We start from the raw sequence: 26,220 nt of genomic DNA on the forward strand, positions 1-26,220 counted from the left end.
ACAGGCCCTAATAATTAAGATGACGGGATCCGCATCCGAAAAGTACGAATGCGGCTTGATGATTAACCGATCATACTTTAAATCGCTCTACCAGCCCCTTGAGCTGTTCGGCCAATTTAGCCAGATCATCACTTGCCTGAGATGTCTGCTGGGCACCGGCTGCCGACTGCTCCGCCACCTCATTGATGCTGACGATACTGCGGTTGATCTCTTCGGTGACCGAGCTCTGCTCCTCGGCCGCGCTGGCGATCTGGGTGTTCATATTTGAGATCTGCTCCACGGCGGTGTTTATGGTCTGTAGCGCTTCACCGGCGGCAGCGGCCTGTTCCACACCGACCTGGGTCATCTCCTTGCCCTCAGCCATCACTTTCACCGCATTATTGGCACCGGACTGTAGCTTGCTGATCATCTCCTCGATCTCTTGGGTAGACTCCTGGGTACGTCCGGCAAGGGTGCGAACCTCATCCGCTACCACGGCGAAACCACGTCCCTGCTCACCGGCCCGAGCTGCTTCTATCGCCGCATTGAGAGCCAGCAGGTTGGTCTGTTCGGCGATGCTCTTGATCACATCGAGCACCGAACCGATGTTCATACTCTCGGATTCGAGCTGCTGGATCACACCTGCGGCCTGTTCCACCTCTTTGGCCAACTCACCGATAGCGTCGATCACTTTATCGATCACCTGCTTACCCTGGTGAAAGGTATTATCCGCCTCACGGGCCGCCTCAGCTGCATCGACTGCGTTACGCGCTACCTCCTGCACCGTGGCGCTCATCTCGTTCATCGCCGTAGCCACTTGGCTGGTCTCTGTTAATTGCTGGCTGATACCTTGTGTAGTCTGGGTAGTCACCGTCGAGGTCTCCTCAGCCGCCGAGGCAAGCTGAGATACCGAATCCTTGACCTCATTGATGGTGTCATGGAATTTATCCGCCATTTTGTTGAAAGCAGAGGTGATGCGGCCGAGTTCATCCTTGTTGCTATATTCCACCCGCGCTCCCAGATCGCCTTCTGACAGTTGTTTGGCCTTCAGCTCAATCTGGTTGACGCCCTGTGTAATCGTGGTGATCGTGTGATAGGCAAGCACTAGACTGATGATCGCGCCGATAGCCAAACTGATGACAACCCAGGTGATCATGGAGTGGTAGTTCTCACCGGACTCGGTGAAGAACGCTGCGGCCTCCTCTTCCTGGAGGTTGACCAGGGATTCAATGGTTTCCTTCATCTCCTTCATGACAGGATTAACCACACTCAATACCAGGCTTTCAGCCTCATGATAGTGTCCCGTCCTGATGCCTTCCTCGATCTTTTCTATCGCCTCCTTTTCGAATTTCACCAATTCAGCCTGGAAGAGAGCCGCCAACCGCTTCTCCTCGGCATCCAGGTGGGAGTTCATGAATTCCGCCCAATGTTTGTCGATCTCCTTGATGTTATGATCGATTTGTTCAAGATGCACCGACACGGGATGGTCATGCATCGAGGAGAAGGAGGAGTTTGGGTCGTGCTGCAACGAGAGCAGGACCTGCGACCGGCTGTCCTCGGCCGCTTCCAGAATAATCCCCAGGGCTCGTATATGCGCCATGTCTTGGTTGTACAGCTCATCGATGGCATGAGCGGCGTTGCGCATGCCATTGAGACCTAGCAGTCCCACGAAGAGCGCCACACATAGCACCAAACCGACCATGATATAGAGACGTAGTTTAATAGGAAGATTATGAAGAAATGACATTGCAATCACCCTTTGTGAATTTTTGAAAGTCGCCAGTTCACTCTTGACTCATACTTTCACTTCACTGTGATCAAAACCTCCCTACCTGGAATCCTGAACTTGCGCCTGACGGCTCAGAGATACACGTGACATCTCTATAATCGACATTACAAATCAAATCTTTAGTAAAGAGCTTATTATTGAGGCACCCTGGATGTCACCCGGCGGCTTGTAGTTCCGCCAGGCGGTTCATCACGCCCCCTTGAACTCAGGTTTGCGTTTTTCCAGGAAGGCCGCCATGCCCTCTTTCTGCTCTGCGGAAGAGAAACAGAGACCGAAGGCCTGGCTCTCGATCTGGCAGCCGCTATCCAGGTCGAGGCTCGCTCCCCTGACGATGGCCTGTTTACTCAAACGAACCGCCAGCGGGCCTTTTTGACAGATCGTGCCAGCTATGGAAAGGGCCTCATCCATCAGCCTATCCTGCGGGTAGACATGGTTGACGAGGCCCCAGGTCAGGGCTTCATTCGCATCGACATGGCGACCGCTGACGATCATTTCCATGGCCCTGGCGGGACCGATGAGTCTGGACAATCTCTGGGTGGCGCCAAAACCGGGAGTGATCCCCAAATTGACTTCCGGTTGACCAAACACGGCATTTTCCGAGGCGATGATCCAATCACAAGCCATGGCAAGTTCGCAACCGCCACCGAGGCAGTAGCCGTTGACGACGGCGATTACCGGTATTGGCAGCATCTCGAGCCGGCGGAATAGCGTCATAGCGGTTTGAGAAAAGGCCATCCCCTCCACTGCCGATTTATCTCGCATTTCACTGATATCGGCTCCCGCGACAAATGCCTTCTCACCCGCCCCTGTAATCAACAGCACCCGCGCCTCAGCATCGTCCGCAACCTCATCCAGTGCCAGCGCAAACTCCCTGAATATTTCAGTGTTGAGTGCATTCAGGCTGGCGGGCCGGTTTAAGGTCAGAAGGTAGGTTCCCTGCTCGATCAGCTCAAAATCAAGGGATTTATAGGATTGTGTGTTCATTTTAGGGCCCAGGGTTGGTTGGCATGGATAATCTGCATGGAAATACAGCTTTGCGTTAATCCATTCTATGGCAAGCAAACTGCTAATGTGTATTGAATTCACCCAGGATATGGCGCGTCACTCCGCTTACCCCTGTACTACCTCAACCAAATGATCCACGAATGTTGTCAGATATTTAACAATTCATGGTGGGCTGTTTAACGGTCAGAAGTAGCGCCCCTGTGCCGTTTATTTCGACAATAGACCGGTAATTAAAGCCTTGGAGAGGAAGTTTTTTCACAATTTGGCTCGCCCTGGCTTGTTCAGAGCTCTCTCACCTTAACTGAGACTTGAAATAGCCCTACTATTTTATAGATAATCATAGTTACCCTAAAACTATAGATTCTATAGATATATTTGGCCTTATCCCCGCCAGATTCTTTTGGGACGGCCCCAGACGGGCGCTCCCCACTTCACGGCCTTTACCCCGCCGATAGATAAATTGCTTACCACAACGAGGCATACAGGCAGTTGGATACGCACGTGTGCGTGCCATTGGTAGCGGTATTCGAGTGGATGATGGACAGGATGCACGGAGATAGTGGATGAGAAAACGGACACAGGTTCTCAGTCGGTCCAAAGGGCGATCAGGCAAAGGTCGGCCCCAGATCAGAGGAAAACCTAAAGCAACCCAGTCGGATACTGGGTTGGCTGAGCGTATCGTCACCTTATTCAAGGACGGAATCCTTGTTACCGACCTTGAATTGAATATCGTGGAGATCAATCAAGCCTTCACCAGGGTAACGGGATATACCAGAGATGAAGCCTTGGGCAAGACGCCTCGTATACTCTCTTCGGGACGGCATGGCAGAGACTTTTACTGTCAGATGTGGGACGACTTGAATGAAAAAGGCCATTGGCAGGGAATCATCTGGAATCGAAGAAAAAATGGTGAGATCTACCCCGAGTGTCTCTCGATCGAAACCATTGCAGACACGCGGGGTGAACCGACCCACTATCTGGGGATATTTTCCGACATAAGCCACCAGGAAGCGATCAAGAATCAGGTCCACCATATGGCTTACTACGACAACCTGACAGGCCTGCCTAATCGGGAGCTCTTCTCAGATCGACTCGAACTGAGTATTTCCCAGGCAATAAGGGAAAGACTGATGGTCGCACTCTTTTTTCTCGACCTGGACCATTTCAAGGATATCAACGATTCGCTTGGCCATACCATTGGCGATCAACTATTGAGTGCGGTAGCCCGCCGTTTAACGGATACTCTACGGGAATCGGATACTATTGCCCGTTTTGGCGGTGATGAGTTCACTGTTATTCTTTCCAGAATCTCGGACAAAAGACAGGTTGAGAACGTCGCCAAAAAAGTTATCGCAACTTTCAAAAAGCCCTTCAGGATAGACAACCATGATATATACATCAGCACCAGTACCGGAATCTGCCTGTTTCCGGAACATGGGGATAATTGCGAGAATATGATCAGACATGCCGACACTGCAATGTATCAGGCAAAAGATAAAGGGAAAAACTGTTACGCGTTCTACACCTCAGAGATGGGTGAATTGCATAATAATCGTGTTTATCTGCGGGATGAACTTCGCAGGGCGCTTAGTGAACAAGCCGTGAGCCTGCTATTCCAGCCGCAAATCGACTTGCTTGACAACCATATCAATGTCATCGAAGTGATGCCTCACTGGCAGCATCATGATATGGGCGTCATACCTCCAATCAAATTCATACCCATTGCGGAAGAGAGTGGCTTGATACATGAACTTGGCAGCTGGACCCTCGACACAGCATGTAATCAATTGGCTGCCTGGCGCCATAAGTTTGATATCGATCTGCGTATTGCACTGAAAATTCCAGGCATCCTGCTTTCAACAGGCAAATTTGACACACAAATTCAACGTGCACTGAGTTTATACAATTTGCCGAAGTCCTCACTTGAATTGGAAATCACCGGCAGCGTGCTCATTGAAAAAATGCAAGAAGCACATAAGTCACTTTCCAGAATCAGTCAACTTGGAGTACGACTCACTATCGATGATTTCGGCGCCGGCTTTACTTCACTAAACTATATCAAGCGTTATTCCATCGATAAAATAAAGATTAACCGATCCTATATCTGTGACATCAAATCCAGCGAATGCGACAGGCTGCTGGTCAGAACCATCATCAATATGGGACATAACCTCTCGCTTCGAGTCATTGCAGAAGGTATAGAAAGTGCCGAGCAGCTGGAGTGCTTGGAAGAGTTCGGTTGTGATCTTGCACAAGGCAGTTACATCAGCAATCCGTTGAACGGTTTGGAGCTGGAGAAGCTGCTTGCGCGGCAACCTCCGGGACAGACGCCATTAATTCGGATGGGTAGTAAAGAAACTGATTCAATCTATAAAATTTAGATTATTTATGGAAATACCAGGCATTGGTATGACACGCACAATGTAGATTAAGTTACAGATCCTTCAAGGAGAATAATGTGTAAATAATCTTAAAATCGTACCGGCAACTGACAGACGTCATGGTTAACCTTCACTACAGATAGTAGATTCATTTTTTACAATGGAGCCAGGCTTTCTCGATATACCCGATTAGGCCTGAAATAGGATGGACAATAAGGCAAAATTGCTGATAGTCGACAAACATCAATCATCATCCGATGCTATGGCGGTGACACTGAAGTCATTAGGCTACAGGATAGTCTCAGCAGATGATATTCAAATTGCGGCACAACTCAATTTCCATGAAAAGCCTGATCTGGTCATTCTGGATATACGGATCCCCGAACACTCGCTCATTGAGTTGACGAGTGTATTGCTGGACTCAGGATCTGCCTATGTATTTCTTCTGCAGCATTTTAACGATATTCAGTCAAAGCTTGATGAGAGCCAGAGATCTCTAGGATTTCTTGTCAACAGTGATGACCACACTATACTGCTTTCCGGTATCGAATCAGCTTTGACCTGCTCCAGGCAGATCAGATATCTGCAAGAGGAAGAACAACGATGCAGCAAGTCATTAAAGGCAGAAAAAGCAATTAATATCGTTATCGGCATTTTAATGGAACGCTACAACCTGAATCGCGACAGTGCATACGAATTGTTGCGCAGCAAAGCGCGGTCGGAGCGCCGAAGAGTGATCGAACTCGCCCAGGAAATACTCGACGCTCACAGTATATTCAATCAATTAAATCAGTAGCTCGACCTGCAACTTTTCATGTTTCTGTTATTTCAGCTCGTCAAAGTCTGCGGAATAAACAGATCAACCATCCACATACAATGAGGCTACAAATTAATCGATCGCCGTTTGTCTTTACCCTTTCATATATTGCCTGCTCATTCAGACAGGCCAGTTGTTGTGATGCCGATCACAATATAAAGACCCATTTGGATTTATCCACTCCGTATCGTCCACGACCGATTTAAACCACTGAAGTTATAAAGAATTAACATTCCAACACGGCTTTTTTCACCGATATGGTCTTTTCAAGCATTGCCGCTATGACGTAGACTCAGAGTTTGACGGAGTGATGGAACATTCGTGGATAACTGGCGAAATGTACGAGTCATATTTTGGATTCAAGGATACACCCTTCAGACTAAGTGCTGATGAGACGTATCGCTATGCCCACAAAAACTATCTCCGCGCCTCTGCCCATCTCGCCTATGCATTGGAACAAGGTGAAGGATTCGTCTTGATAACCGGTCAACCCGGTTCGGGTAAAACGACCTTGATCAGGGATGTCATCTCGGAACTCGATGAAACCAGATACCACACTCTCAACCTAGTAACCAGCCAGCTGCAAGCAGAAGAACTCCTGAGGAAGGTGGCGCTGGAATATGGATTTCCTGCTGAGAGCTACAATAAGGCAACACTGCTGACCATTATACATAAACACCTTTCAACATTGCACGAAAAGGGAAAACAGTCGATTCTATTCCTCGATGAAGCACAAAATCTCTCCCCGAACGGATTGGAGGAACTGCGTTTACTATCCAATCTGCAACAGGGAAAGCACTCCCTTTTGCAAGTAATCCTGGCCGGCCATGATGATCTGCGCCGACTCTTGCTGAGTCCGGATATGGAGCATATCCAACAAAGGCTGATTGCAATCTGCCAGATTGATTCTCTACCCCTGGAACAGACCAAGGCGTACATTATTCATCGACTTGAGCATGCGGGCTGGCAGAGTGACCCACAGATAGAGGATGAGGTCTTTCATCTAATTCACGCGGCTTCTCAGGGTGTACCCAGAAACATCAACCACTTGATGAGCCACCTGTTGCTTTTAGCCTATCTTGAAGAGAAACATAAACTGACCGACGAAGATGCATTAACCGTCATAGAAGAACTGGTTGACCAGCAGCGCATTAACTTGACCGGCGAAGTGAGCTTCGAGCGTTTTGTTAGTAATTATCGCGCTGGAAAACAGCAGCAAATAACACACCATGCCGTCGCCAATACATCGGGGGCTTCCCTGCCGCAGGAGTGTGATCACTGGCCCATTGAGCAGCAAGAAAACTTTATCACAGTCAACCAATCCATCAGTAAGCCCCTCACTCCGGCAAACGATAAGATGACTCCTGAGAGTGACATTGAACTAAAGAAACCTGAATCGGAATGGTTTCTGTGGCGTGATGACACACCAGGAGAAACAGTAAAAGAAGTCGATCCGGCGACAGGTACAAATACACCAAAATCCGATCAAGCGCACTATTGCAATGTGCAAACTGAGGAATCCGGGATTCATGGCAAGGGACCTGGACCCGAGCTAACACTCCCCAATGCCGATGAAATCTGGAACGGAACAATTAAGTCTTCGGATATGGATACACTTTTTCCCGGTAATCGGCAACAGGAATCAATCATTACCGCTGAATCATCCAAACTGCAATCAACCACTCAGCCTGTTGGTGGAGAAGTCTTCAGGGATAGTGAGCACCGCTGGGGAGGTGTCTGGTTCATGTCCAGCGGCAACAGCACAATACAACCCAACAAAAACCTACATCAGTGTGCAACCACGCTATCAGATAACACACTGCCGGACAGGTCGATACTGAAGCTGGATCACAGTATCGCAGACGAAGATAATCTGAGCATGCCTGCAGTCTGGGTTGAGGATTCTCCGGATATCACTGTCACTGGCAATGAAGAGTCCAATCAGCCTCGAAAGGTACCCGACAAGGTCGCAACTCTGAGACGATCCTTCATTCACGTGATCACGTTGGTCACCATCGGTCTGATGGGATTGCTGGCAGTGCAAATGCTTCCTGACCGGATCAGCCTTTTTTTCAACGAAGCTGAAATACAACAATCAGACTTGATTGATATCTCAAAGCAAGTTGCACCCCCTTTGAAACAAGAGAACTTACAAGACAAAACGCCCTCCAATTCGCCAGACCTGGACAGGACTGTAAAACAAGTTAAAGTGACGCCTGTAACCCCACCCGAACAGGATCTAACCGTTGTTCAAGAAGCAAGTAGTACAGAAGTTCATGAAACTGATCAGCCTGATGACTTTTCAATGAATTTGCAACATATTGGAAATAACGAGTCAACAGCACATCCACAATCGACAAAAATCATCGATGCTTTGGAAGCCAAACACGAGGCCAGTGAAATAGTGACTTCTAAAGTTATCCCTCTTGAGATAGGTAAATCAGATATCAGCTCGTTTCACAATATTGAGTTGGCCAAGCGTTATATTGTCTATTTCGATTTCAACACCTCCGACATATCTTCTGACTATAAACCACTGTTGAAATCCATCCGCAATAAGATGCTGCTTGATGAGAACAATATTTTAAAAATTACCGGTTATGCCGATGCCCAAGGAAGTGGCAACTACAATTATCGCCTGTCACTGAAGCGTGCAGAAGAGGTAAAGGAATATTTCACCATACGCGGCATTGCCGATAACCGGTTGCACGTTGCCGCGGTCGATCCAGTAGATAACGGTGGTATAAGACCGGAAAGCATCGATGCCAGACGAAAAACAAGACGGGTTGAAGTTATCCTTTTTCCTAAATAATAACAATCATATGATTGTTGAAATTAGAAAATGGTTCTTTGGAGCCAGGGCTCATGAATCCGCTATCGCTTGATTTTCCGCAACGTCCTCTCTGTCCAGAAACTGTTTTTTCGATCACTGTTCATATCAACTACCTTGCGCAGTATCACAGCCAGGCTCTGTTGACCTGTTCTCAGGTCGATACCGTACCAATACTTCCAGAACAATGCTCTCGGATCACCTTCTCCCTCTGCATTCACCAGGCCCCAATCTCGGTCAATAATTTTAATTAATCTGTCATTTTTATAATATAGGGTCCGATAATCGGCAAAACTTTCCGTATCCACATAGCTGATTCGATAGTCATACCACCAATTTTTGGATTTTGTCGTACTTTTCAAGCCGTATACTACCCTACCCAAATGACGGCAACTACGTTCAGGTATTCGCTCTGTATAGCGAAACATCTTCCCCTCAAGTTCATTCATCATACCAAGACAGGTACGCATCTTTTTCTTACCCAATAGCACGTGTGTTTCATCATCGGGTTTACGCAGAGTGACATCACCGAAGGTAAAGACACTGCCGCCCCAGGCGTCCTTCTGGCGCGGCTGGGCAAAGCGTCTGATCTTGCGTACTCTGGGAAGCCATACCATGTAATCATGACTCTTCCTGTCATCCTTGTACTCTGTGATCAGCATGCCGGTACCGCGCAGATTCCCGGAATGGAAGATCGCCAGATCACGGGAGCGGATGGCATCATCCTCTTCATAATTATTATTTAGATGACGCTCTACAGCCGTGGTTATCGGACTACCGTTTGCCGACTTGTTGATCAGTACGCTCAGGGTGCTACCACGGCGTTTTATGGAGAAGTTATCAAAGGCATAGAAGTGGTTGGCGAAATAGACCTGTTTAGCTACTTCAACCGCGTCGATCTCCATATCGTGAGAAGGGTAGACCAGATTTCGGCCTATATCCGCCTGTGATTTCAATGCATAGCCTAGAAAAAAGCATAAATAAACACTGTTTTTTAAAAAGAGATCCATTCTTTTCATACACCTTTCCTCTAACTTGCCATGTACCGTTCATTCTATATCCGTGACTAATCTTTCGATTCGCGTGTGTATTTGAAAATATCCTTTTTGACACGATCGATGTCACCTGTTGCCAGATAGTCCCTGTGTAGTCGTTCCTTGAAATTGCCGGGTAGGTTTTTGTAGAAGATAAAACTACCGGGAGACTTTTCCTGTAAATATTCTGAAAATCCATTCAGATCCATCAAGTGTACGGAACCGTCCTCTACATTGCCCATCCAACCTGAACTGACAGGAGGATGGAACTCATTTGATGCGAACTCCGCAACATCCGCCTCAACAGCTTCTATGTAACCGGGATCGATGGCGGATACGGTGCCACATTGAAAAGCACCAAACAACAAATAGTACAAATGCGCTGCACGCATCCTGATCGTTGCAGCTGGCATATATGCCCTCCTTAATATGATCACTGTTTATTATATAAATAAATTGAGTTTAAATTTTACGTTATGTGGTTCCGTCTTTACACATATCTCACAACATCCAATGTATATTCAATCATTACTACAGTAAAGCGATCCACTTCCATAGTTGACAATCACCAGATACAGCCATACTTCTGTATCATATACCGCAATATAACAAGAACTTGTCAAAACGTTAAGAAACCCTGTACTTTGCAGTTATTCACATAAAAAACGAGTAATATTGACAGCCGCGTATAACAGATCGGACATGGCGTGTTATATGATAAAGATTGGATTTGTGAAGAGGCGTTTTAAAGAGATCCGATTATGTTCAAACAGTTATCTCTTATCTTACAGTCTTCATCGAAGATTACTGTTGATCCAGAACATCGGCGAACAAAACTAAGTCCCCTCAAGTATGGTCCGCTCCTGGGACGGAGCCTCTATTTCGCCATGGCACTCCTCAACAGCAAAGATATATTCCGTATGGACCAAAAAACACAGTCTCATTTCAAGCATTTGATTGAGGCACATCCCGAAGCCATTCCCAGCATCTTCTGGCCCTACCAATGTATCAGTTGGGATACATCTGATCGAGTTAATTATCTTTACAATCATTTTATGACTCTACCCGAGCTGAGACATCAAATCGACTACCTGGCAAACCATCAGTGCACCCTCGTGGATGCGGACAATATCTATCCCAGGCTCCGGATTGTAATTGACAAGAATGATCTGTTTATGAGAGAGGGTATGATTACACTCAATCTATTTACTGGCCATGAACGGATCTTCACTCTGGCATTTTCGCTGTATAAAAATAATGCCAATCAAATCTGCGCCATTGCCGGCGCGATTCAAGGCCGTAGAATGGACAGTATCACCGATCTCTATCGTGATATGACCAAAAGAACTTACGGCATCAGACCGAGGGATCTAATGATCGAGGCTTTTCAAACTCTGTGCAGGTCGTTGGGCGTAAAAAAGATATATGCCGTCACAGAGTCACACAGGCAACATAGACACCATTTTTACTGCTTGAATAACAAACATAACCAACCAAGTCTCAACTATGATGAGGTCTGGTCAGATCGTAGCGGTATCCGCTGTAATAGCACTTTTTTTGAGTTACCCCTGGACCCCGTACGAAAACCGCTGACACACATCATCTCAAGGAAGAGATCCATGTATCGGAATCGTTATAGCTTGTTGGAGGGACTTGAACAGGCGATTGAGCAGGGCCTTTCAGTCCTTGGGTCGTTGGCATTACACGAACATAATTATTACAAACCGGACATTCAGTATGCCGATTGAATTGTATCGATAAAAGAGACGGGTTTCATGACTATCTCAGGTATAAAATGAATGCCATTCGATACTCTCGCCAGTGCTTATCGATACTGAAATTAGTTGCAGGATCAAAACTGGTAAATCACTGTCACTAAATTACTGGACGGATTATCGTTGACCGTCTTCGCTCCCGGCGCAACCGGTCTTATTAAGAATCGTAGTGCAGTTTCCCCACTCTATTCGGTCCCTTCCGTTCGCCTTGGCCCGATACAGCGCATCATCAGCACATCTGATCATTGCATCCGCATCTATTTTGATGCCGTGTAGATACGCAATCATGCCGACACTGATTGTCACCCTTTTACCCTGTGTTCCAGTAAAACTCAAATCAGCAATGCTCTGTCTCAATCGCTCAATCAATTCACCTGCATCCTCCGTGTTTGTTTGCGGCAAAATCAGCAGGAATTCTTCGCCGCCGTATCGACCGATAATATCGTAACCACGCAGACTGCTGGTGAAGGTATTGGCGATTGCAACCAGAACATCATCCCCAACCTGATGACCAAATCTATCATTAATCTGTTTGAAACGATCGATATCGACCATAGCAATACTGAGCGGCTGCCTATGCCTCTCCACCGCGCTGATTGCAGATTCCAGTGCATGAATAATCGCGTTGTGGTTCAGGAGTAATGTCAAACTGTCGTGCGTCGCCAGCTCATGTAGCTTCCGGTTGCTTTCCTCCAGCTCCACTGTTCTTTCATGGACGAGATCCTCAAGCTTTTCGTTCAGCAATACCAGATACTTGTTCGCCAATCTGTCGGCTTCCTCCTTCTCCCTGTTCAACAGCCGTACACGGTCAGCCGTAGCCACACCTAGCATGGTCACTTCAAACACTGAACCTATCTGCAAGGCATGCGCCGTGACGAAACCATAAGGAAGCATGCCCCAGTAATAAAGCCCGGATATAAAAACAAATATCAGAAAAACACCCCAAGCAACAAGAAAATATCGAGCGGCAAAATTACCCTTTCTATAGGTAACGATAGCCGCCGATATCAGGATAGGCACCAACGCCATGCCGGAAAGAGAAGCAATTCGATTGGCTATCTCAAGACGGCCTGCGAGACTTATCGCAATGCCCAAAAGGGCTAAAATTATTAGGGTGCGAAAAATAAGAAAATAGGCACGACTATATTTTCTTATATCAAGTAGTTTTCCAGAGAAGACTACAGCACCGATAATTACAAGATTGACTAACAAGCTTGTTGCATATTGTTGCAGGATTGGTGTCTCAGGCCATAGAAACTGACCGGCAAAGCCGACTAAAGTAAAATTCAACAACCCGTAACAAGAGAGATAATAGGCATACCAAAGAAAAAAAGATGCCCTGAACAGGTTATATCCGACAACTGATGCGACTATCAACATAAGAATGGCACCGAAATATAGACCATGCCATAGATGTGATGAGGTGGAGTGCTCAGTGAATGCCTGATAATTCCATATCCTGAGAGGCAGTTGGATAGGCCCCCGTGAGGTAAATTTCATGTAGTATGTCGCAGTTTGGCCTGGTTCGAGCTCAATTTTAAATAGGGTGTTGCGAAATTCTATCTCCCTCAAATTAAAGGGAATGGAATCCCCGCCAAAACGGAGTCTGTAATTCCCTTTCCCATCCATTTCGTAGAATTCAATCTTATCGATCAATGGGAAGTCGATTTCCAGAATGACAGGTTGTTTGGTTGTGAAACGAGATTCCAATGAGAATCGTATCCAAACAGCCGCATCAGTAAATCCAATCTTTCCACTATTTAAGCGAAAATCTCTTTGTCTACCGGTGGAACTGATTGCCTTGAATCCAAGCTGCTGCTGTGGATCAATCAGGATTTGGATTTTGTCGGTCAAATCCGCATAGCTGAAACCATTTTCAAGGATGACCGATTGAGGGGCCTGTTGTTCGAAGGCCCGCGTTTCGAGAAACGGCACAAGCAGCAGGAGTGCCAACAATGCTAACAGCCAATGGTGATTGTTCATCACCTACCCCAATATCTCTACTGTCTATCCCTCTACTTATTGGTCTCCCTAAACAGCTTAAAATAACAACGTTTATTTCATTGAAGTCTGGTTGAAATCAGGAATATTGCTATGCCTATTCATATATTGGAATCCCGAATTCACAATTAGACACATTTCGTAACGGAATTTTGACACATATCCGCAAATGCTGAATCACCCTGGCCGGCATCTCGGTACCGTGGGAAAGTCTCACCGCCAACCGGACTCGGAAAACGAGACTGCTCCTTATTTCCGCGATCTGATCCCAGGTCTATATCAACCGGCAGCTATTGTTCTATAACCAGAATCACGATCAGTAGCAGAACAACCGCCATCTCCGCGAAAGTGATCCAAACTATCCAACGGGTGATACGCCGTGCCGAGGGTTTCATCGGCTGCCAAACCCGTTGCATATACCAACGCCAGGGCGGCAGCCAGGACCAGCGGTGCCACAACCGCAGATAACCGTGCAGGTCCCGTCCCCACTGCTCAAGGCTGCGATCCACCTCGTCCAGTCGCCGCCGCCGCTCCGTCTCCTCGGCGCCGGAGTAGTCATCGGTAATAATGAGACTGCTGCCACTCGTTATTGATGGCTCAACCTGGATACTGGTGGAACTTTTGAGCAGCCGATCGTAGCTGATCCGCAAGCCCCTATCGATATGTTCCACGCTGAGCTCGGTTTTCACATGCCTGCCGTTGCTGAGATTGATTGCTTCGAAGCAGATCCGACCATCGCCCACAGACTCCCATCGCTCGAACTCGAGCAGTGAATTGATACGTAACAGGCGCTCCAAGTCGCCAATGAATTTCTGCAACTGGATCGGGGAGAGTGGTGTCTCGATAGTTACCCAGGCAGCATCTTCGGATGGAATGGCACTCATGACCCTGGATGGGGTACGATCAACAACGGGATTCGGAGCTCGCGCACCAGCGTCCCGATGTCCATTCGGGAGCGAAGGCCATGCATGCCCTTGGGTCGTGGCGAACCGATGACGACAAGATCGAACGCCCTACCCCTGCTTGCATCAACCAGGCATTCTGCCGGCTTGCCGAAACGGGACTCACAACTGAATTCGGCACCGGTCTCCTGAACGGCTCTATCCAACCGCTCCACCACCTCCGCGACTTCACTGTCGAGCTGCCCTTCGAGATAGTTCCCAAACCTTTCCCGGGTTACTGCGTTGTTGAGCCAGTCATCACCCATCATTCCCTTCCAGAACTCCGGAACCACTATCAGGTGGTGCAGGGCGATGTCATTGTGACACAAGTGCAATGCCTGCTCTTCAGCTGCGCGGGCACCATCGGTGCCGTGGCTGGCACAAAGTATTCGCTTGGGATTCATCAATGCCTTTCACCACGGCCCGGCAGGCCAATGCGATGTCTCATTCCAATATGTATCTCTGATCCCATCTATTGCCACCAGTCAGTAGACTAGGGCCTGCTCAACTGAAAAAGTAGACGCCCAGCGCAATCAACAGCGCCAGGATCAGGGCGACAAAGTCTTCACGCCGGTCACTGGCAAAGATCGAGAGCGCTGAACCACGATGGAATTTAGCCCCTGCCTCTTCCTGCAGGTCGATGTCTTGACTATGCTGGTCGGTCATGGAAATTCTCCTCCGGATTAGATGGTTTCATGCACAAACAGCATGATCACAAGGAGTGACAGCACCGCCTTGGCGGTGCCCACCACGCCACCGATCACCAGTGGCTGTCCACCCGCCTGCTTGATCGAGGCCACGGTGATCTGCATACCGAGACCGGTCAGACCGAAGGCAAACAGCAGGGTGATCCACTGCCTGAACTTCTTGATCTTCTTGGCCGTATGCCGAACCGCCTTGTGTGCGCCTTTGAGGATCTTGTTGGCATCTTTCGTGAGCACCTGCGCATTGACCAAACCGCGCAGCGTGGCATCGTCATCGATACTCATCACCTTGCGGTTCTCGATCAATCGTCTCAGTGCCTGCTGGCGATCCACGCGCTGGACCTTGGGCAACGCCTGCTGCAGGCTTGCCACCTGCTCAGGTTTCAGCAGCTTCTCTGCGGCAATATCATTGTCGAAGTATTTACCTTTATAGTGATTGGCGGGTGCGAAAATGCCGGTTGAAGAGAGGGCGAACATCAGAATGAAGCCGATCACGAAGACCGGAAATTTCTCGAATATCACACGTCCGGTATTGACCGCTTCCGCACCCTCTTCACGACGCACATACCAGAGTGCCAGCCAGAGCACGATGATGGGGAGGAACAACACCCTGGTGATATTAAAGATCTCCGCCACCTTGAGTGTTTCGATGCCGTCGGGCTGGTAGGCCAATGCCGCACCGGCCACCTGGGCCGAGTTGAGGATACCCGTGCCGGCCCAGGCGCCGAACTGGATATGCCCCAGACCCAACAGCTGACCGATGACCGGAAAGATAAACATACAACCGACGCCCCAGAGCAGAATGGTGCCTATGGTATAGGCAATCTCCACCGATCTGGCCTGCACGACGGGTGCCGCGGCGACCGTCGCCGAAACCCCACAGACCCCCATGCCGGCGGAAAGCACGCCACCCATTGAATTGGGTAGGTTGCGGCGGCGGGCAAACCAGAGCACCAAGCCGACGGAGCCGAGCACGAAAAAGCCGATCAGCACCACCGAGAGACGCCCAAGGTGGGCCAGTTCGGCAAGGCTGTAGAGCGTGCCCAGAAGAATAACGCCGGTCTTCAGCCCCAGCCTCGACATGCGGATACCGTTATCGGCCCATTCGGGAATCTTGAACACATTCACGATCAGAATACCGGCCAGAATGCCCAGCACCACATAGTTGAGGCCCAGGACCTGGTGCAGATATTTAGCGCCCATCACCGTGCCCAGGCCCTTGCTCAGGACCGCCACGATCGGAGCGAGATACCAGCGAACGATCATTGCCACCAGGAGAATGAAGATGACCCCGGCTACGGTGGAGAGGTAGTAGTCCAGATTCCCCTCCTCGTGGGTTCCGAACAGATGCCAGAGACCCACAACCACGCCGATTACACCCGCTGTGTAGGCAAGGCCGGTCATCTCACCCAGGTATTTAGAGGTCTTCAGATAGCCAATCAGCCCCTCCTGAAGGCCGAATTGGGCGGTTGCGCCGATAATCAGGAAAATGACGCCCATTATCAGTAGCGCCGGATGCTTGTGGGTATATACCATCGACTTGCCCCTCCGTTTGCAGATGGTCCTTAGAGATCCTGCTGAACCATTTTTTGTTATGTGAAAACCGCGAGTTCAGTGGAGTAAACTATATGTCGTTTCAATTGCTCATTTCAACCAGACGTCAGGACATGCACCGCCCTATCCGGCGACGTCCCTGCGTAAAAAAACTGCGTCCCCAAATCCTATCTCGATAAAATTGCCGGATGGACCGCAAGTTACCAGTCTGCCGCCAGGAATCGGCTACACTTAATCCCATCAAAGATCCAGATCGGGAGATAGCCATGCCATTGACTCTGCTCTCCGGCGCATTTTCAGATGGAGGGGGAATACCTGCCCAGTTTACCTGCCAAGGCGCGGATATATCGCCCCAGCTACAGTGGGACGGCGTACCTGACAACACCCGAAGTCTGGTTCTGATCGTGGACGACCCCGATGCACCCGATCCCATGGCGCCGAAAATGGTCTGGGTCCATTGGGTGCTCTTCAACCTGCCGCCGGAGACCCGTGAATTGCCGGAGGCGGTTAACCCCACAGATCTGCCTCAAGGAACGGGGGAAGGGATCAATGACTGGAATCGTACCGGTTATGGCGGACCTTGCCCACCGATCGGTCGCCATCGCTATTTCCACAAGCTGTATGCCCTGGATACCGTGTTGGATGGTTTGCAGCAGCCTCGCAAACGCGAAGTGGAAGAGGCAATGGCAGGACATATCATAGAGGAGGCAATCTTGATGGGGACCTATATCAAAACCTGATCGCATGAGTAAACATCGACCGCCTGATGTTACCGGTGTCCCCTCTAAACCGCTCTGATGCCAATCCGCTCAGACAGCCGGATCATTCAAGCGTCGATTCCAATGAGCCAGGGCCTGTTCCACACCATGCAGGCCATCGAGCAGATCTATACCACCGGGAAGTTCAGCAGCACCATCAAAGGCCGCTCCCCCGACCCAGATTTCCGTCTTCGCGTCGATCATATTGCGTAAGCCGCTCAACATCACTATGGCATCGTCAAGTTTGAAGTGTCCACTGAATGAGAGGCCTATCACATCGACCTGATGGCGCTGGGCAGCCTCCCTGATATCGCGAAAAGGCATTTCGATACCGAACGAAATCACCTCTGCGCCAGCCAGCCTCAGCAGGCCCTCCACCATCAACAGACCGAGGCTGTGCATCTCACCGGGAAGGGTAGTCAACATTACCCGCGGCCTACCCGCCGTGCGACGATAATCCGCCAGGGATTGGCGTACCAGGTTCTTGATCAGTTCAGTGTATAAATGCTCTTGGTATATAGCCAAATCGCCCACTCTCCAGGCTTCACCGACTTTCTGATTCGCGGGAACCATCACCCTGTGTATAAAAGCGCGCAGACCAAGATGCTGAAGTTGCTGATACAACCAGTTGCGCAGATCGACGGCTTGGTCCGCCTTCAGAAGATCGATCAGACGATCGAAATCGAATTCAACACTGGATTGCTTCAACAACACCGTCAACTCTGCGAGATCCAGCGCCATCAATTTACCGGGCCTGCGTCCCTGGTCCACCAGTTGCCTGATGAGTGTAAGCTTATTCAGATCATCATCACTATAGATTCGGTCGCCGTTGTCATCCCGTGCCGGCCTGGGATAGTTGTAGCGTCTCTCCCACATCCTCAGCAAATCTTTTGGAATACCCGAAATTCGGGAGACGTCGCTGATGGTATGACTATCGTTCATGCAACTATTTTCCAGATGAAGGGTATCCTGTCTTGACCTTGAATCTTCTTTTCAACATGCGGACCATTGTACCTATCAACGGCAGTTGTTGGTAAAGATCCGCGGCATCCCAGTAATCGCGATGCCGGATGATCCGTCCATCTTGCGATAATACCAGTTGCGAGGCCCCTTCGATGGTGAGCTTTCTCCCCCGCAGGCCACAACAAAAGATCCAGCTGATCCAGGCCACATCACCGTCGAAATGGATCTGTTTCACAATGAAACCGGGGCTCTCCGTGGTATCGAACATGTGCTGCAGGAGAGCGGCAATCTGCGCTGATCCTTGCACACGATTGAATGGATCCTGAAAGCTTGCCGATTCATGATAGAACTCACCGATGTTGTTTAAGGATGATGGTGAGAGCCTTTGATACCAATCCACCAGTTTGTCGATCTTCATGATCCCACCACCCTTTTCAACAACGGGAATCTTAGACTGTCGGGCAGACAACCGAGCAGTTTCATCCAGTATGTGAAACGTTTTGGAAAGTGGATTTCGAATCGCCCCTGCCCCAATCCTTTCAGAATCTCTGTAGCGGCCTGCTGCGCACTGATCAGGGCCGGCATCTTGAAGTCGTTCTGCTCAGTCAGGCGGGTCTCCACAAAACCGGGATTGACCAGATAGACATCGATGCCCTGTGCGGAAAGATCGGTATAAAGGATCTGCGCCAGGTTGATCAAAGCCGCCTTGCCCGGCCCATAGGCCAGCGCCTTAGGCAGACCGGTATAACCTGCCACACTTGCGATAAGACAGAACGCCCCTCCCGCCTGTTGAAGGTAGAGCGGCAATACCGCATCCAACACATTGTAGGCGCCCTGAAGATTCGTATCGAGACCCTGCCTGACCGTCGGCAAGTCGAGCTCCCAGCTTCGCATGGGCGTGTAGACCCCTGCACAGTAGACGACCATATCGATCCCTCCCCAACGATTCAGCAGTTCATCACGCACCCTGGTCAGTGACTCCATCCGGGTTACATCAAGCGGCATCACAAGCGTCTCAGAAGCGGAGATATCCCGCAGGCTCTCCTCTCTTCTGGCACTGACGGCCAGACGGGCGCCACGCCTTCCCATTGCAGCTGCCAGTGCAGCGCCAATGCCGCTGCTGGCGCCAATGATCCAGACCCTTTTTCCGCGCCAATCGATTATCCGTGGATTCAAACTCATTGATCACGCCTCTTGAAAAACAGTAGAACTTCGCCCAGTCGGAATCCAAATTTACGCATCACGGATCGGTTGAGCAGAACACCATCCTCCTGCAGGTACATCCAGTCGTCGAAGCGCACCTGATAGACCTTCTCTCCCACCGGCAGGCTGAGCGTGTAGATCCATTGCAGTGCATTCCCCGAAACACGACCGCTTGCACGGCCTATTACATCATCTGCCGTTCCCGTGTAATCATTCCCGCCGGTTTTGGTCAAGCGCCAGATACGCTGCTGTTTGGTGCCATCGCTGTAGGTAAAATGCTCATCCAACACACCCCGATCCCCCTCCCAGCTGGCATCGACAACGACCTTGAAACGTTTCACCACACGACCATCTCGGTTCTGAAACATCCCCCAGCCATCGACCGTCCCATTGAAGTACTCCTCCAGTCTCAATAGCGGTCGTTCATCTTCATAGTGATTGACATCAACCCCCGCGCACCCGGTCAAGACCGCCACTGTAAGCAGTGCCATCGGCTTAAAAGACATATTGAACCTCCAGGGATCTTCGCCAGCGCATCAGCAAACCTGCCGAGATCAGTTTGATAAGACAAGGCACACCGGCATACAGGATGGCAAGGGCGGTCAAGCCCCCTCCGCCGCCAGGCTGGTAGCCGAAGCCTGCCAGCAGCGGCAGCCCCAAACCCGCCGCAAGCGCCAGTACCCCTTTGTTGATCAGGCTCCAGATACCGAAGTAGCCACCGGTGTTGCCCCTATCCTGTTGCGGGATGATGTCGGCAGCTATCGCCGCCGGTAGCGCGAGGTCGGCGCCGAGCGCCGCACCCGACAGCAGGCAGATCAGAAGGTAAGGCAGCATATCGCCGGCACCCAACTGCACTGCCCAGACAAAACCGACCACGGCCACCAAGGTACCGACCGCCCAAGCCACACTCTTGCCCAACCTGCGCGAGAGTCTCAGCCACAAAGGAAGAGAGACGGCACCGCTGATAAAGTAGGTGGCAAGAAAGAGACCGCTGTAGGCTTCCAGCTGCAGCACATCCGCTATATAGAAGAGTGCCAGCGTCCCGGCGATCGCCACTGCAAAACCGTTAAGCAGGAAGAGTGTCGCCAGTCGGCGGAAGGGTGATTGCCGCAAGGGACCGAACAGACCCTGAGCAGTCAATCCATGTTTTGTCGGCAACGGAAACCGATACAACAACAGCCAGATCGCCAGCAGTAAAAACAGTGAAAATACGAAACTGTAGGGCAACCAGGGATTGACGTCTTGAAACCAGGACGAAAAGAGCATCGGAAGCAGACTGGCAAGGATCACACCGAACAGTCCGAAACCCTCGCGAAATGCCACCAGTCGGGTACGTTCGTGGCTGTCATGACTGACGTTAGCACCCCAGGCGAGATAGGTGATATTGAGTGCGCTATGGGCTGTATAGACAAGCACCAGGGCCACACCAAACCAGAGTGCAAGCTGCCACTGCAACATCTTCGGCGGATTGAACAGTGCCGTGTAGGCAAGCACCAGAACGGACGCAGCCACGCCGGCCAGCACGGCCCATCCTCGGTGCTGCCGCTGCATCAAATCGGCCAACCTGCCCAGCCATGGATCCTGCAAGGTATCCAGGGCGCGGGAAGCCAGCAGGATCGCCCCGGTCAACGCCAATCCCAAACCCAGTTCATCACCATACAATTTGGGCGTATGGATGTAGACAGGGAGCGCGGCCATCGCCATCGGGGCACCCAGCAGACCATAGGCGAACCGTTGCCTCGAGGTCATTGGTCTTCACCCAGGAGCGCCGCCCTTAAGCGTGGCTTTGCTGTTGCCGGACTGAGCCATATGTTGAAAAAAGCCGCCGCCAGTTCGGGATCATCGATCCTGCCCAGATAATCTTTCCGGCAGTAGAAGCGTGCGCCCTCACCCGGCAGATGAACACCCACTATCACATCCCCAGGGGTGACATCGCAAAAAACCGCCTTGAACTGATCAAGTACCGCGTCTCTGTCCGCCAGCGCATGACCCCGGATCTTTTCGATCTGTTTGAGCGAGGTTTTCGCCAACCGTTCTCGGCTGATATCCATGCGGTAGACGATTTCCAGGGCATGCGGCATGTTCGGATGGTATTCTCCCTGTGGTGCATAAAGGGTTGCCTTGTAGACCCTGATGCCCCACCAGGTCAAAACACCGCTGCCCACGCTGCGCAGCGATGGATAGTCGGCCAGTGGACTGATCCTTGCGCTGACGTCGCCCCACGTTAGGTAAAGTAACAGAAGCGGCCCAACGAACTTCGGCAACGCTTTCATGCTGACTCTACCTTTACCAATGCACACTGCATGACATCTATCCGCGCTTCATCGAAGCCAGCTTCGCAATAGGCAAGATAGAACTCCCACAGCCGGACAAAACGCATATCAAAACCAGCCGCCAGGACCTGTTCCCGTTTGTCCTGAAAATTCTGCCGCCAGCGTCGCAAGGTCTCTGCATAGTCAGCGCCGAAACACTCCTTTGTGACTATTTTGAAACCGTGGTTTCGTGCAAGATCATGCAAGCGCTCTGGCGATGGGAGCATCCCACCGGGAAATATAAACTGCTGGATGAAATCACTCCTGCGGCGATAACGATCGAACAGGTCATTGCGAATGACAATGGTTTGAATCGCAGCCCTGCCGCCCATGTTCAAAAGCTCATTAAGCTTTCTGAAATAGCGTTCCCAATAGTCCTCCCCCACCGCCTCGAACATTTCGATGGAGACAATATGGTCATAATTGCCGTTAAGCGCACGATAATCCTTGAGTGACAAACTCACCTGTTTTTGCAACCCCGCCTCAAATATACGATCACGGGCATAGCTCAGCTGACTGGGTGAAAGGGTGACACCATCAATCGTAACGCCCTGTCTCGCCGCGTAATCGGCAAAACCGCCCCAACCACAACCGATCTCCAGTACGCGGCTGCCACGGGTGGCGCCCGCCATATCGATCATGCGTCGGTATTTGACTGCCTGGGCCTGTTGCAGATCACCATGCAGATCATCGTCAAAGCGGGCACTGGAGTAGGTCATGGAGTCGTCCAGCCAAAGCCGGTAGAAATCATTGCCCAGATCGTAATGGGCCTCGATATTTTGCGAGCTTCCCCGTTTGCTGTTGGGTCGCAGCAGGTGACGCATGCGATAGAAGAGGTTAAACAACCGATTGCGCTGAAATGCCTTGATCAAGGCTGTTTGATTTTGCAGTGCGATACGCAACAACAAGGTCAGGTTACTGCTGGTCACTTCACCATCCCGGAAGCATTCAGCCAATCCTATGTCGCCCCCGCGGAAGATACGTCTCAGTGATGACCAGGTTTCCAACTGTATATCGGCATGTGGCGCACAGCCGTCACCGAAATGTAGTTGATACCCCTCCGGAGTTGTCAGTGTCAGCGTACCTGCGCGAATCCCGCGTAGCACGGAAATAAGGGACCTGACCTGCCGAGGTAGTGCCTGCGCATCCAGGACGGTCGTCATACTGTTCACTTGGTTGCCTCCTCGATCGATGATGATGTTCTGTGACTCAGTGAGACCCCCTTCAACCACAAGCGCAGCGCCTGCCAATGGATGCGGACCGTGACACCCAGGGTCAATAAAGGTTGTTTTAACAGGGCGATTAACAGATTGGCGTCGGTCAGCGGCTTCGACCTTCCCCAGATTGCAGTATTCAATTTCAGCTGGCCCTGGTCGTAGTAATCGATACGCACCCTGGGTGCGTCGAAATCGACATTGAAATGGAATCTGTAGCCGCCGCTGACCGGATAGAAAGGTGAGACATAGAGCCGCTTAACGGCCTCAACTGCGGTGAACGAACCATCCCCCGGCTTGGGTTGCAACACATAACAGTGGCGTTCACCGAAAGTATTATTGACCTCCGCAACAATCGCACCCACAGTGCCGTCACTGCGCTGGCAATACCAGAAACTCACCGGATTGAAGAGATAACCGAAAACCCTTGGAAAGGTCTGTAGCCAAAGTCCACCATTGCAATCATCGATCCCGGATTCGACCAGGCGCTCACGCACCCAGATGCGCGGATCCCTGCCATCCCCGTAATCCTTGAAATGAAACGCCAGGGGGCGCCGTCGGTTGATACCCAACAACCAGTGGCGCTGCCCTTCCAACTGCTCAAGATTGATGAGAATAAAAAAGACCGGATAGACAAATCTGTTCTCCACCGGCAAACGGCGGCGATGCATAACCCGGCCAACAACGATGCGGCTTAGAGCACTGCTTTCCATGGTGCCTCCGCATCGAAGTCGCCAATGATTCTCAGCGCCGACTTAAGACCATCCTCATGAAACCCATAACCACACCAGGCCCCGCAGAACCAGACGCGATTGCGGCCCTGTATCTCACTCAACCGGGCTTGGGCATCGATTGCGGATTGGTTGAAAACCGGATGATCATATCGATAAGTGGCAATCGGATTTTCCGGCATGTACCGCCTGTCGGGGTTGAGGGTAATCATGAGCGGCGTCTCGAAAGGCAACCGCTGCAGTCGGTTGAGGAGATAGGAGACACAGGCCGACTGATCCATTTCGCCAAGCGAGCGGTAATTCCATGCTGACCAGAGAGATTCCCTTGTCGGTAAAAAACGCCGGTCAGTATGGAGCACCGCCCTATTGGGCTGGTAGGTGAATGCACCCAGAAGCAACCTCTCCTCCGCATCGGCATCTTTGAGCATCCGCAGGGTATCGGGTGCGTGAGTCGCGAAGATCACCGCATCATAGAGAGAATGCTCAAGCGCCGATTCCACCTCGACCCAAGCACCCCTTCGAACAACGCTTTTGACAGGTGTGCCGAGTCGGATATCGAGGGGTTTCGCAAGCTTTTCAACATAACATCTTCCGCCCCTGATCAGAGTGCGCCACTGCGGCCGCCCTTCAATCTGCAGCAGGCGGTGATTGATACAGAACCTGAGGAATGTGGCTGCGGGAAAGCCGAGAATCTCAGCCGGAGTAGAGGACCAGATGGCCGCCGCCATCGGCAACAGATACCAGGAACGAAACCACTCCGAATAACCGTGCTCATCCAGCAAGAGACCCAGCGATACCCGACGCGGCTCGGACCAAGCTAGCAGGCTCTGTGCCCGACTGTTGAAATGGACAATCTCCTGCAACATGCGCCAGTAGTTCAGACGCACAAGATTACGCCGCTGGGCGAACAGGGTCCCCAGGCTGCTGCCTGCCCATTCGAGATTCGCCTCAGGCACACTGACGCTGAATGACATCTCCGTTGCATGGGTCTCTATTCCCAGGTGATCGAACAACTTGATCAGATTGGGATAGGTAAGATCGTTGTAGACAAGAAATCCCGTATCCACTGGATGGGTTTTACCCTCCAGGGTGACATCCACCGTATGGGTGTGACCGCCCAGATAGTCCGCCGCTTCAAACAGTGTTACCTGGTGTTTGTCATGCAACAGCCAGGCTGCAGACAAGCCACTAATCCCGCTTCCGATCACTGCTATTTTCATTATGCCCTCGCCTATTTTGTACTATACATAAATGCCAAATATAGCGCTTGAATCTGATAAATCAAATTTATGTACTAGACATTTACAATTTTTTGTCTAATATTTACATCACTGAGGCCATTTCTGCCCAGTTTGTACAACACAAAGGAGAGAGAGATGTCAGGTTACGAAAAGCAGATACTTGAGACTGAACGCCGCTACGATCAACTGATGCAGCAGATCGAAAAGGAGGACCCCAATGTGCTCCACTCTGTTGTGCCTGGGAGCCGATTGCACGAAATCATTCACAATCCCGTCACTGAGGGTATCGACGAGGGGTGATGAGCCACCAGGGCGGCAAGGCAGTCGCCTGCCGCCGCACACCGGGTCATATAAGATGAAAACACTACGCCGGAAATCTCCAGTCGATTTAACCATCCCGCTTGTTGCACTTTTGTTGTTGATTCCATTTAGCGGCCATGCACAAAGTGATGCCGGTTTGATATGTAGCGATAACAGCAGTTACTCGAAACGGCAACTCGACAGCAAACGTATCGACAACCTGTGTGAGACCTACAGGGGAAAGGTGATGCTGGTGGTCAATACCGCCAGCCGTTGCGCCTTCACAGATCAATACGACGGATTGGAAAAGATCTATTCACGCTATCGTGACCGTGGACTGGTGGTGCTCGGTTTTCCATCCAACGACTTTGGCAATCAGGAACCTGGTAGCGAGGTAAAGATCAAAAAGTTCTGCCGACTCACCTATGGTGTACAGTTTCCCATGTATGCCAAGTCACGGGTCACGGGTGATGATGCGGATCCCTTCTATCGTGCATTGGCCGATGCAGCGGGCACTCCGCCACGCTGGAACTTTCACAAATACCTTATCGATCGTGACGGTAAACTTGTCGGAAGCTACAACAGCTCCGTCAAACCCGGGAGCTCGATACTGATCCAGGCAATCGAAGGCCTTTTATGAATCATCTCAGCGAAAATTTCCTGAAGCGCGTCAATGGCTCAGCCATCC

At 50.5% G+C, this 26,220-nt stretch carries 25 protein-coding genes; 7 read left to right on the top strand and 18 right to left on the bottom strand.

From position 1 onward, the window contains the following. Window positions 1-70: 70 nt before the first annotated feature. Together CODIS_RS17180 and CODIS_RS17185 are read right to left on the bottom strand one after the other, a co-directional pair. Complete coding sequence (locus CODIS_RS17180) at window positions 71-1,726, bottom strand: HAMP domain-containing methyl-accepting chemotaxis protein (RefSeq protein ID WP_069127291.1); 1,656 nt, start codon at window positions 1,724-1,726, stop codon at window positions 71-73. A gap of 231 nt (window positions 1,727-1,957) precedes the next feature. Next, window positions 1,958-2,752, bottom strand: coding sequence for an enoyl-CoA hydratase-related protein (locus tag CODIS_RS17185; RefSeq protein WP_069127293.1), 795 nt, complete (start codon window positions 2,750-2,752; stop codon window positions 1,958-1,960). A gap of 584 nt (window positions 2,753-3,336) precedes the next feature. On the opposite strand from CODIS_RS17185, the gene CODIS_RS17190 reads away from it, so the two are divergent. The 3 genes from CODIS_RS17190 to CODIS_RS17200 all read left to right on the top strand — a co-directional run bounded on the left by CODIS_RS17190 (window position 3,337) and on the right by CODIS_RS17200 (window position 8,783). Continuing rightward, the gene (locus CODIS_RS17190) at window positions 3,337-5,154 is read left to right on the top strand and encodes a putative bifunctional diguanylate cyclase/phosphodiesterase (RefSeq protein WP_069127295.1); all 1,818 of its coding nucleotides are present in this window, start codon (window positions 3,337-3,339) and stop codon (window positions 5,152-5,154) included. Window positions 5,155-5,359: 205 nt separating this feature from the next. Next, a complete protein-coding gene (locus CODIS_RS17195; RefSeq protein WP_069127297.1) occupies window positions 5,360-5,950 on the top strand; it encodes an ANTAR domain-containing response regulator in 591 nt (196 codons plus the stop codon). Window positions 5,951-6,308: 358 nt separating this feature from the next. Beyond that, window positions 6,309-8,783, top strand: a complete 2,475-nt coding sequence (locus tag CODIS_RS17200) for an AAA family ATPase (RefSeq protein WP_069127299.1) — start codon at window positions 6,309-6,311, stop codon at window positions 8,781-8,783. Between the two features lie 62 nt (window positions 8,784-8,845). On the opposite strand, the gene CODIS_RS17205 is transcribed toward CODIS_RS17200, so the two are convergent. Next, window positions 8,846-9,820 carry an outer membrane lipoprotein-sorting protein gene (locus CODIS_RS17205; protein WP_154723185.1) on the bottom strand — a complete coding sequence of 325 codons (975 nt, stop codon included), beginning with the start codon at window positions 9,818-9,820 and terminating at the stop codon, window positions 8,846-8,848. 47 nt (window positions 9,821-9,867) lie between these two features. Continuing rightward, the gene (locus CODIS_RS17210; protein ID WP_069127302.1) at window positions 9,868-10,248 is read right to left on the bottom strand and encodes a hypothetical protein; all 381 of its coding nucleotides are present in this window, start codon (window positions 10,246-10,248) and stop codon (window positions 9,868-9,870) included. 474 nt (window positions 10,249-10,722) lie between these two features. On the opposite strand from CODIS_RS17210, the gene CODIS_RS17215 reads away from it, so the two are divergent. Beyond that, window positions 10,723-11,583, top strand: a complete 861-nt coding sequence (locus tag CODIS_RS17215) for a DUF535 family protein (protein WP_162420272.1) — start codon at window positions 10,723-10,725, stop codon at window positions 11,581-11,583. Between the two features lie 144 nt (window positions 11,584-11,727). On the opposite strand, the gene CODIS_RS17220 is transcribed toward CODIS_RS17215, so the two are convergent. The 5 genes from CODIS_RS17220 to CODIS_RS17235 all read right to left on the bottom strand — a co-directional run bounded on the left by CODIS_RS17220 (window position 11,728) and on the right by CODIS_RS17235 (window position 16,792). Further along, a complete protein-coding gene (locus tag CODIS_RS17220) occupies window positions 11,728-13,593 on the bottom strand; it encodes a sensor domain-containing diguanylate cyclase (RefSeq protein WP_069127307.1) in 1,866 nt (621 codons plus the stop codon). A gap of 308 nt (window positions 13,594-13,901) precedes the next feature. Then, window positions 13,902-14,495, bottom strand: coding sequence for a hypothetical protein (locus CODIS_RS17225; protein WP_069127310.1), 594 nt, complete (start codon window positions 14,493-14,495; stop codon window positions 13,902-13,904). Further along, the gene (locus tag CODIS_RS17230) at window positions 14,492-14,956 is read right to left on the bottom strand and encodes a universal stress protein (RefSeq protein WP_069127313.1); all 465 of its coding nucleotides are present in this window, start codon (window positions 14,954-14,956) and stop codon (window positions 14,492-14,494) included. Before CODIS_RS17230 ends, CODIS_RS17225 begins: the two co-directional genes overlap by 4 nt. A 100-nt stretch (window positions 14,957-15,056) precedes the next feature. After that, complete coding sequence (locus tag CODIS_RS21050) at window positions 15,057-15,218, bottom strand: hypothetical protein (RefSeq protein WP_154723186.1); 162 nt, start codon at window positions 15,216-15,218, stop codon at window positions 15,057-15,059. A gap of 17 nt (window positions 15,219-15,235) precedes the next feature. Further along, on the bottom strand, window positions 15,236-16,792 hold the full coding sequence (locus CODIS_RS17235; RefSeq protein WP_069127316.1) for a YeiH family protein: 1,557 nt from the start codon (window positions 16,790-16,792) through the stop codon (window positions 15,236-15,238). 284 nt (window positions 16,793-17,076) lie between these two features. Here CODIS_RS17235 and CODIS_RS17240 point away from each other — a divergent pair, with 284 nt between their 5' ends. Next, entirely contained in the window at window positions 17,077-17,550 is a 474-nt protein-coding gene (locus tag CODIS_RS17240; RefSeq protein WP_069127399.1) for a YbhB/YbcL family Raf kinase inhibitor-like protein, read from the top strand. A 69-nt stretch (window positions 17,551-17,619) separates the two neighbouring features. On the opposite strand, the gene CODIS_RS17245 is transcribed toward CODIS_RS17240, so the two are convergent. Genes CODIS_RS17245 through CODIS_RS17285 form a run of 9 tightly spaced genes read right to left on the bottom strand, consistent with a single transcriptional unit; the run spans window position 17,620 to window position 25,211 of the window. Next, window positions 17,620-18,510: a MerR family transcriptional regulator gene (locus tag CODIS_RS17245; RefSeq protein WP_069127319.1), complete on the bottom strand. Its 891-nt coding sequence runs from the start codon at window positions 18,508-18,510 to the stop codon at window positions 17,620-17,622. A gap of 4 nt (window positions 18,511-18,514) precedes the next feature. After that, complete coding sequence (locus CODIS_RS17250; RefSeq protein WP_069127322.1) at window positions 18,515-18,949, bottom strand: nuclear transport factor 2 family protein; 435 nt, start codon at window positions 18,947-18,949, stop codon at window positions 18,515-18,517. Next, window positions 18,946-19,713 (bottom strand): SDR family NAD(P)-dependent oxidoreductase, encoded by a 768-nt coding sequence (locus CODIS_RS17255; RefSeq protein WP_069127328.1) that lies wholly within the window; start codon window positions 19,711-19,713, stop codon window positions 18,946-18,948. The genes CODIS_RS17250 and CODIS_RS17255 overlap by 4 nt, the downstream gene beginning before the upstream one ends. Then, window positions 19,710-20,240, bottom strand: coding sequence for a DUF3833 domain-containing protein (locus CODIS_RS17260; protein ID WP_069127331.1), 531 nt, complete (start codon window positions 20,238-20,240; stop codon window positions 19,710-19,712). The genes CODIS_RS17255 and CODIS_RS17260 overlap by 4 nt, the downstream gene beginning before the upstream one ends. Beyond that, entirely contained in the window at window positions 20,230-21,483 is a 1,254-nt protein-coding gene (locus CODIS_RS17265) for an MFS transporter (protein WP_069127334.1), read from the bottom strand. Before CODIS_RS17265 ends, CODIS_RS17260 begins: the two co-directional genes overlap by 11 nt. Beyond that, a complete protein-coding gene (locus CODIS_RS17270) occupies window positions 21,480-22,007 on the bottom strand; it encodes a chalcone isomerase family protein (RefSeq protein ID WP_069127337.1) in 528 nt (175 codons plus the stop codon). The genes CODIS_RS17265 and CODIS_RS17270 overlap by 4 nt, the downstream gene beginning before the upstream one ends. Beyond that, window positions 22,004-23,209: an SAM-dependent methyltransferase gene (locus tag CODIS_RS17275; protein ID WP_069127401.1), complete on the bottom strand. Its 1,206-nt coding sequence runs from the start codon at window positions 23,207-23,209 to the stop codon at window positions 22,004-22,006. Before CODIS_RS17275 ends, CODIS_RS17270 begins: the two co-directional genes overlap by 4 nt. Window positions 23,210-23,214: 5 nt before the next feature. Further along, complete coding sequence (locus CODIS_RS17280; protein WP_069127340.1) at window positions 23,215-23,973, bottom strand: DUF1365 domain-containing protein; 759 nt, start codon at window positions 23,971-23,973, stop codon at window positions 23,215-23,217. Continuing rightward, the gene (locus tag CODIS_RS17285; RefSeq protein ID WP_069127342.1) at window positions 23,955-25,211 is read right to left on the bottom strand and encodes an NAD(P)/FAD-dependent oxidoreductase; all 1,257 of its coding nucleotides are present in this window, start codon (window positions 25,209-25,211) and stop codon (window positions 23,955-23,957) included. Before CODIS_RS17285 ends, CODIS_RS17280 begins: the two co-directional genes overlap by 19 nt. Before the next feature lie 156 nt (window positions 25,212-25,367). Between CODIS_RS17285 and CODIS_RS21055 the strand changes: the two genes are divergently transcribed. Both CODIS_RS21055 and CODIS_RS17290 read left to right on the top strand, forming a co-directional pair. After that, the gene (locus tag CODIS_RS21055) at window positions 25,368-25,532 is read left to right on the top strand and encodes a hypothetical protein (protein ID WP_154723187.1); all 165 of its coding nucleotides are present in this window, start codon (window positions 25,368-25,370) and stop codon (window positions 25,530-25,532) included. 55 nt (window positions 25,533-25,587) lie between these two features. Further along, window positions 25,588-26,172 (top strand): glutathione peroxidase, encoded by a 585-nt coding sequence (locus CODIS_RS17290; protein ID WP_069127345.1) that lies wholly within the window; start codon window positions 25,588-25,590, stop codon window positions 26,170-26,172. The last annotated feature ends 48 nt before the right edge of the window (window positions 26,173-26,220 follow it).

Source organism: Candidatus Thiodiazotropha endolucinida (assembly GCF_001715975.1).
Lineage (GTDB): Bacteria > Pseudomonadota > Gammaproteobacteria > Chromatiales > Chromatiaceae > Thiodiazotropha > Thiodiazotropha endolucinida.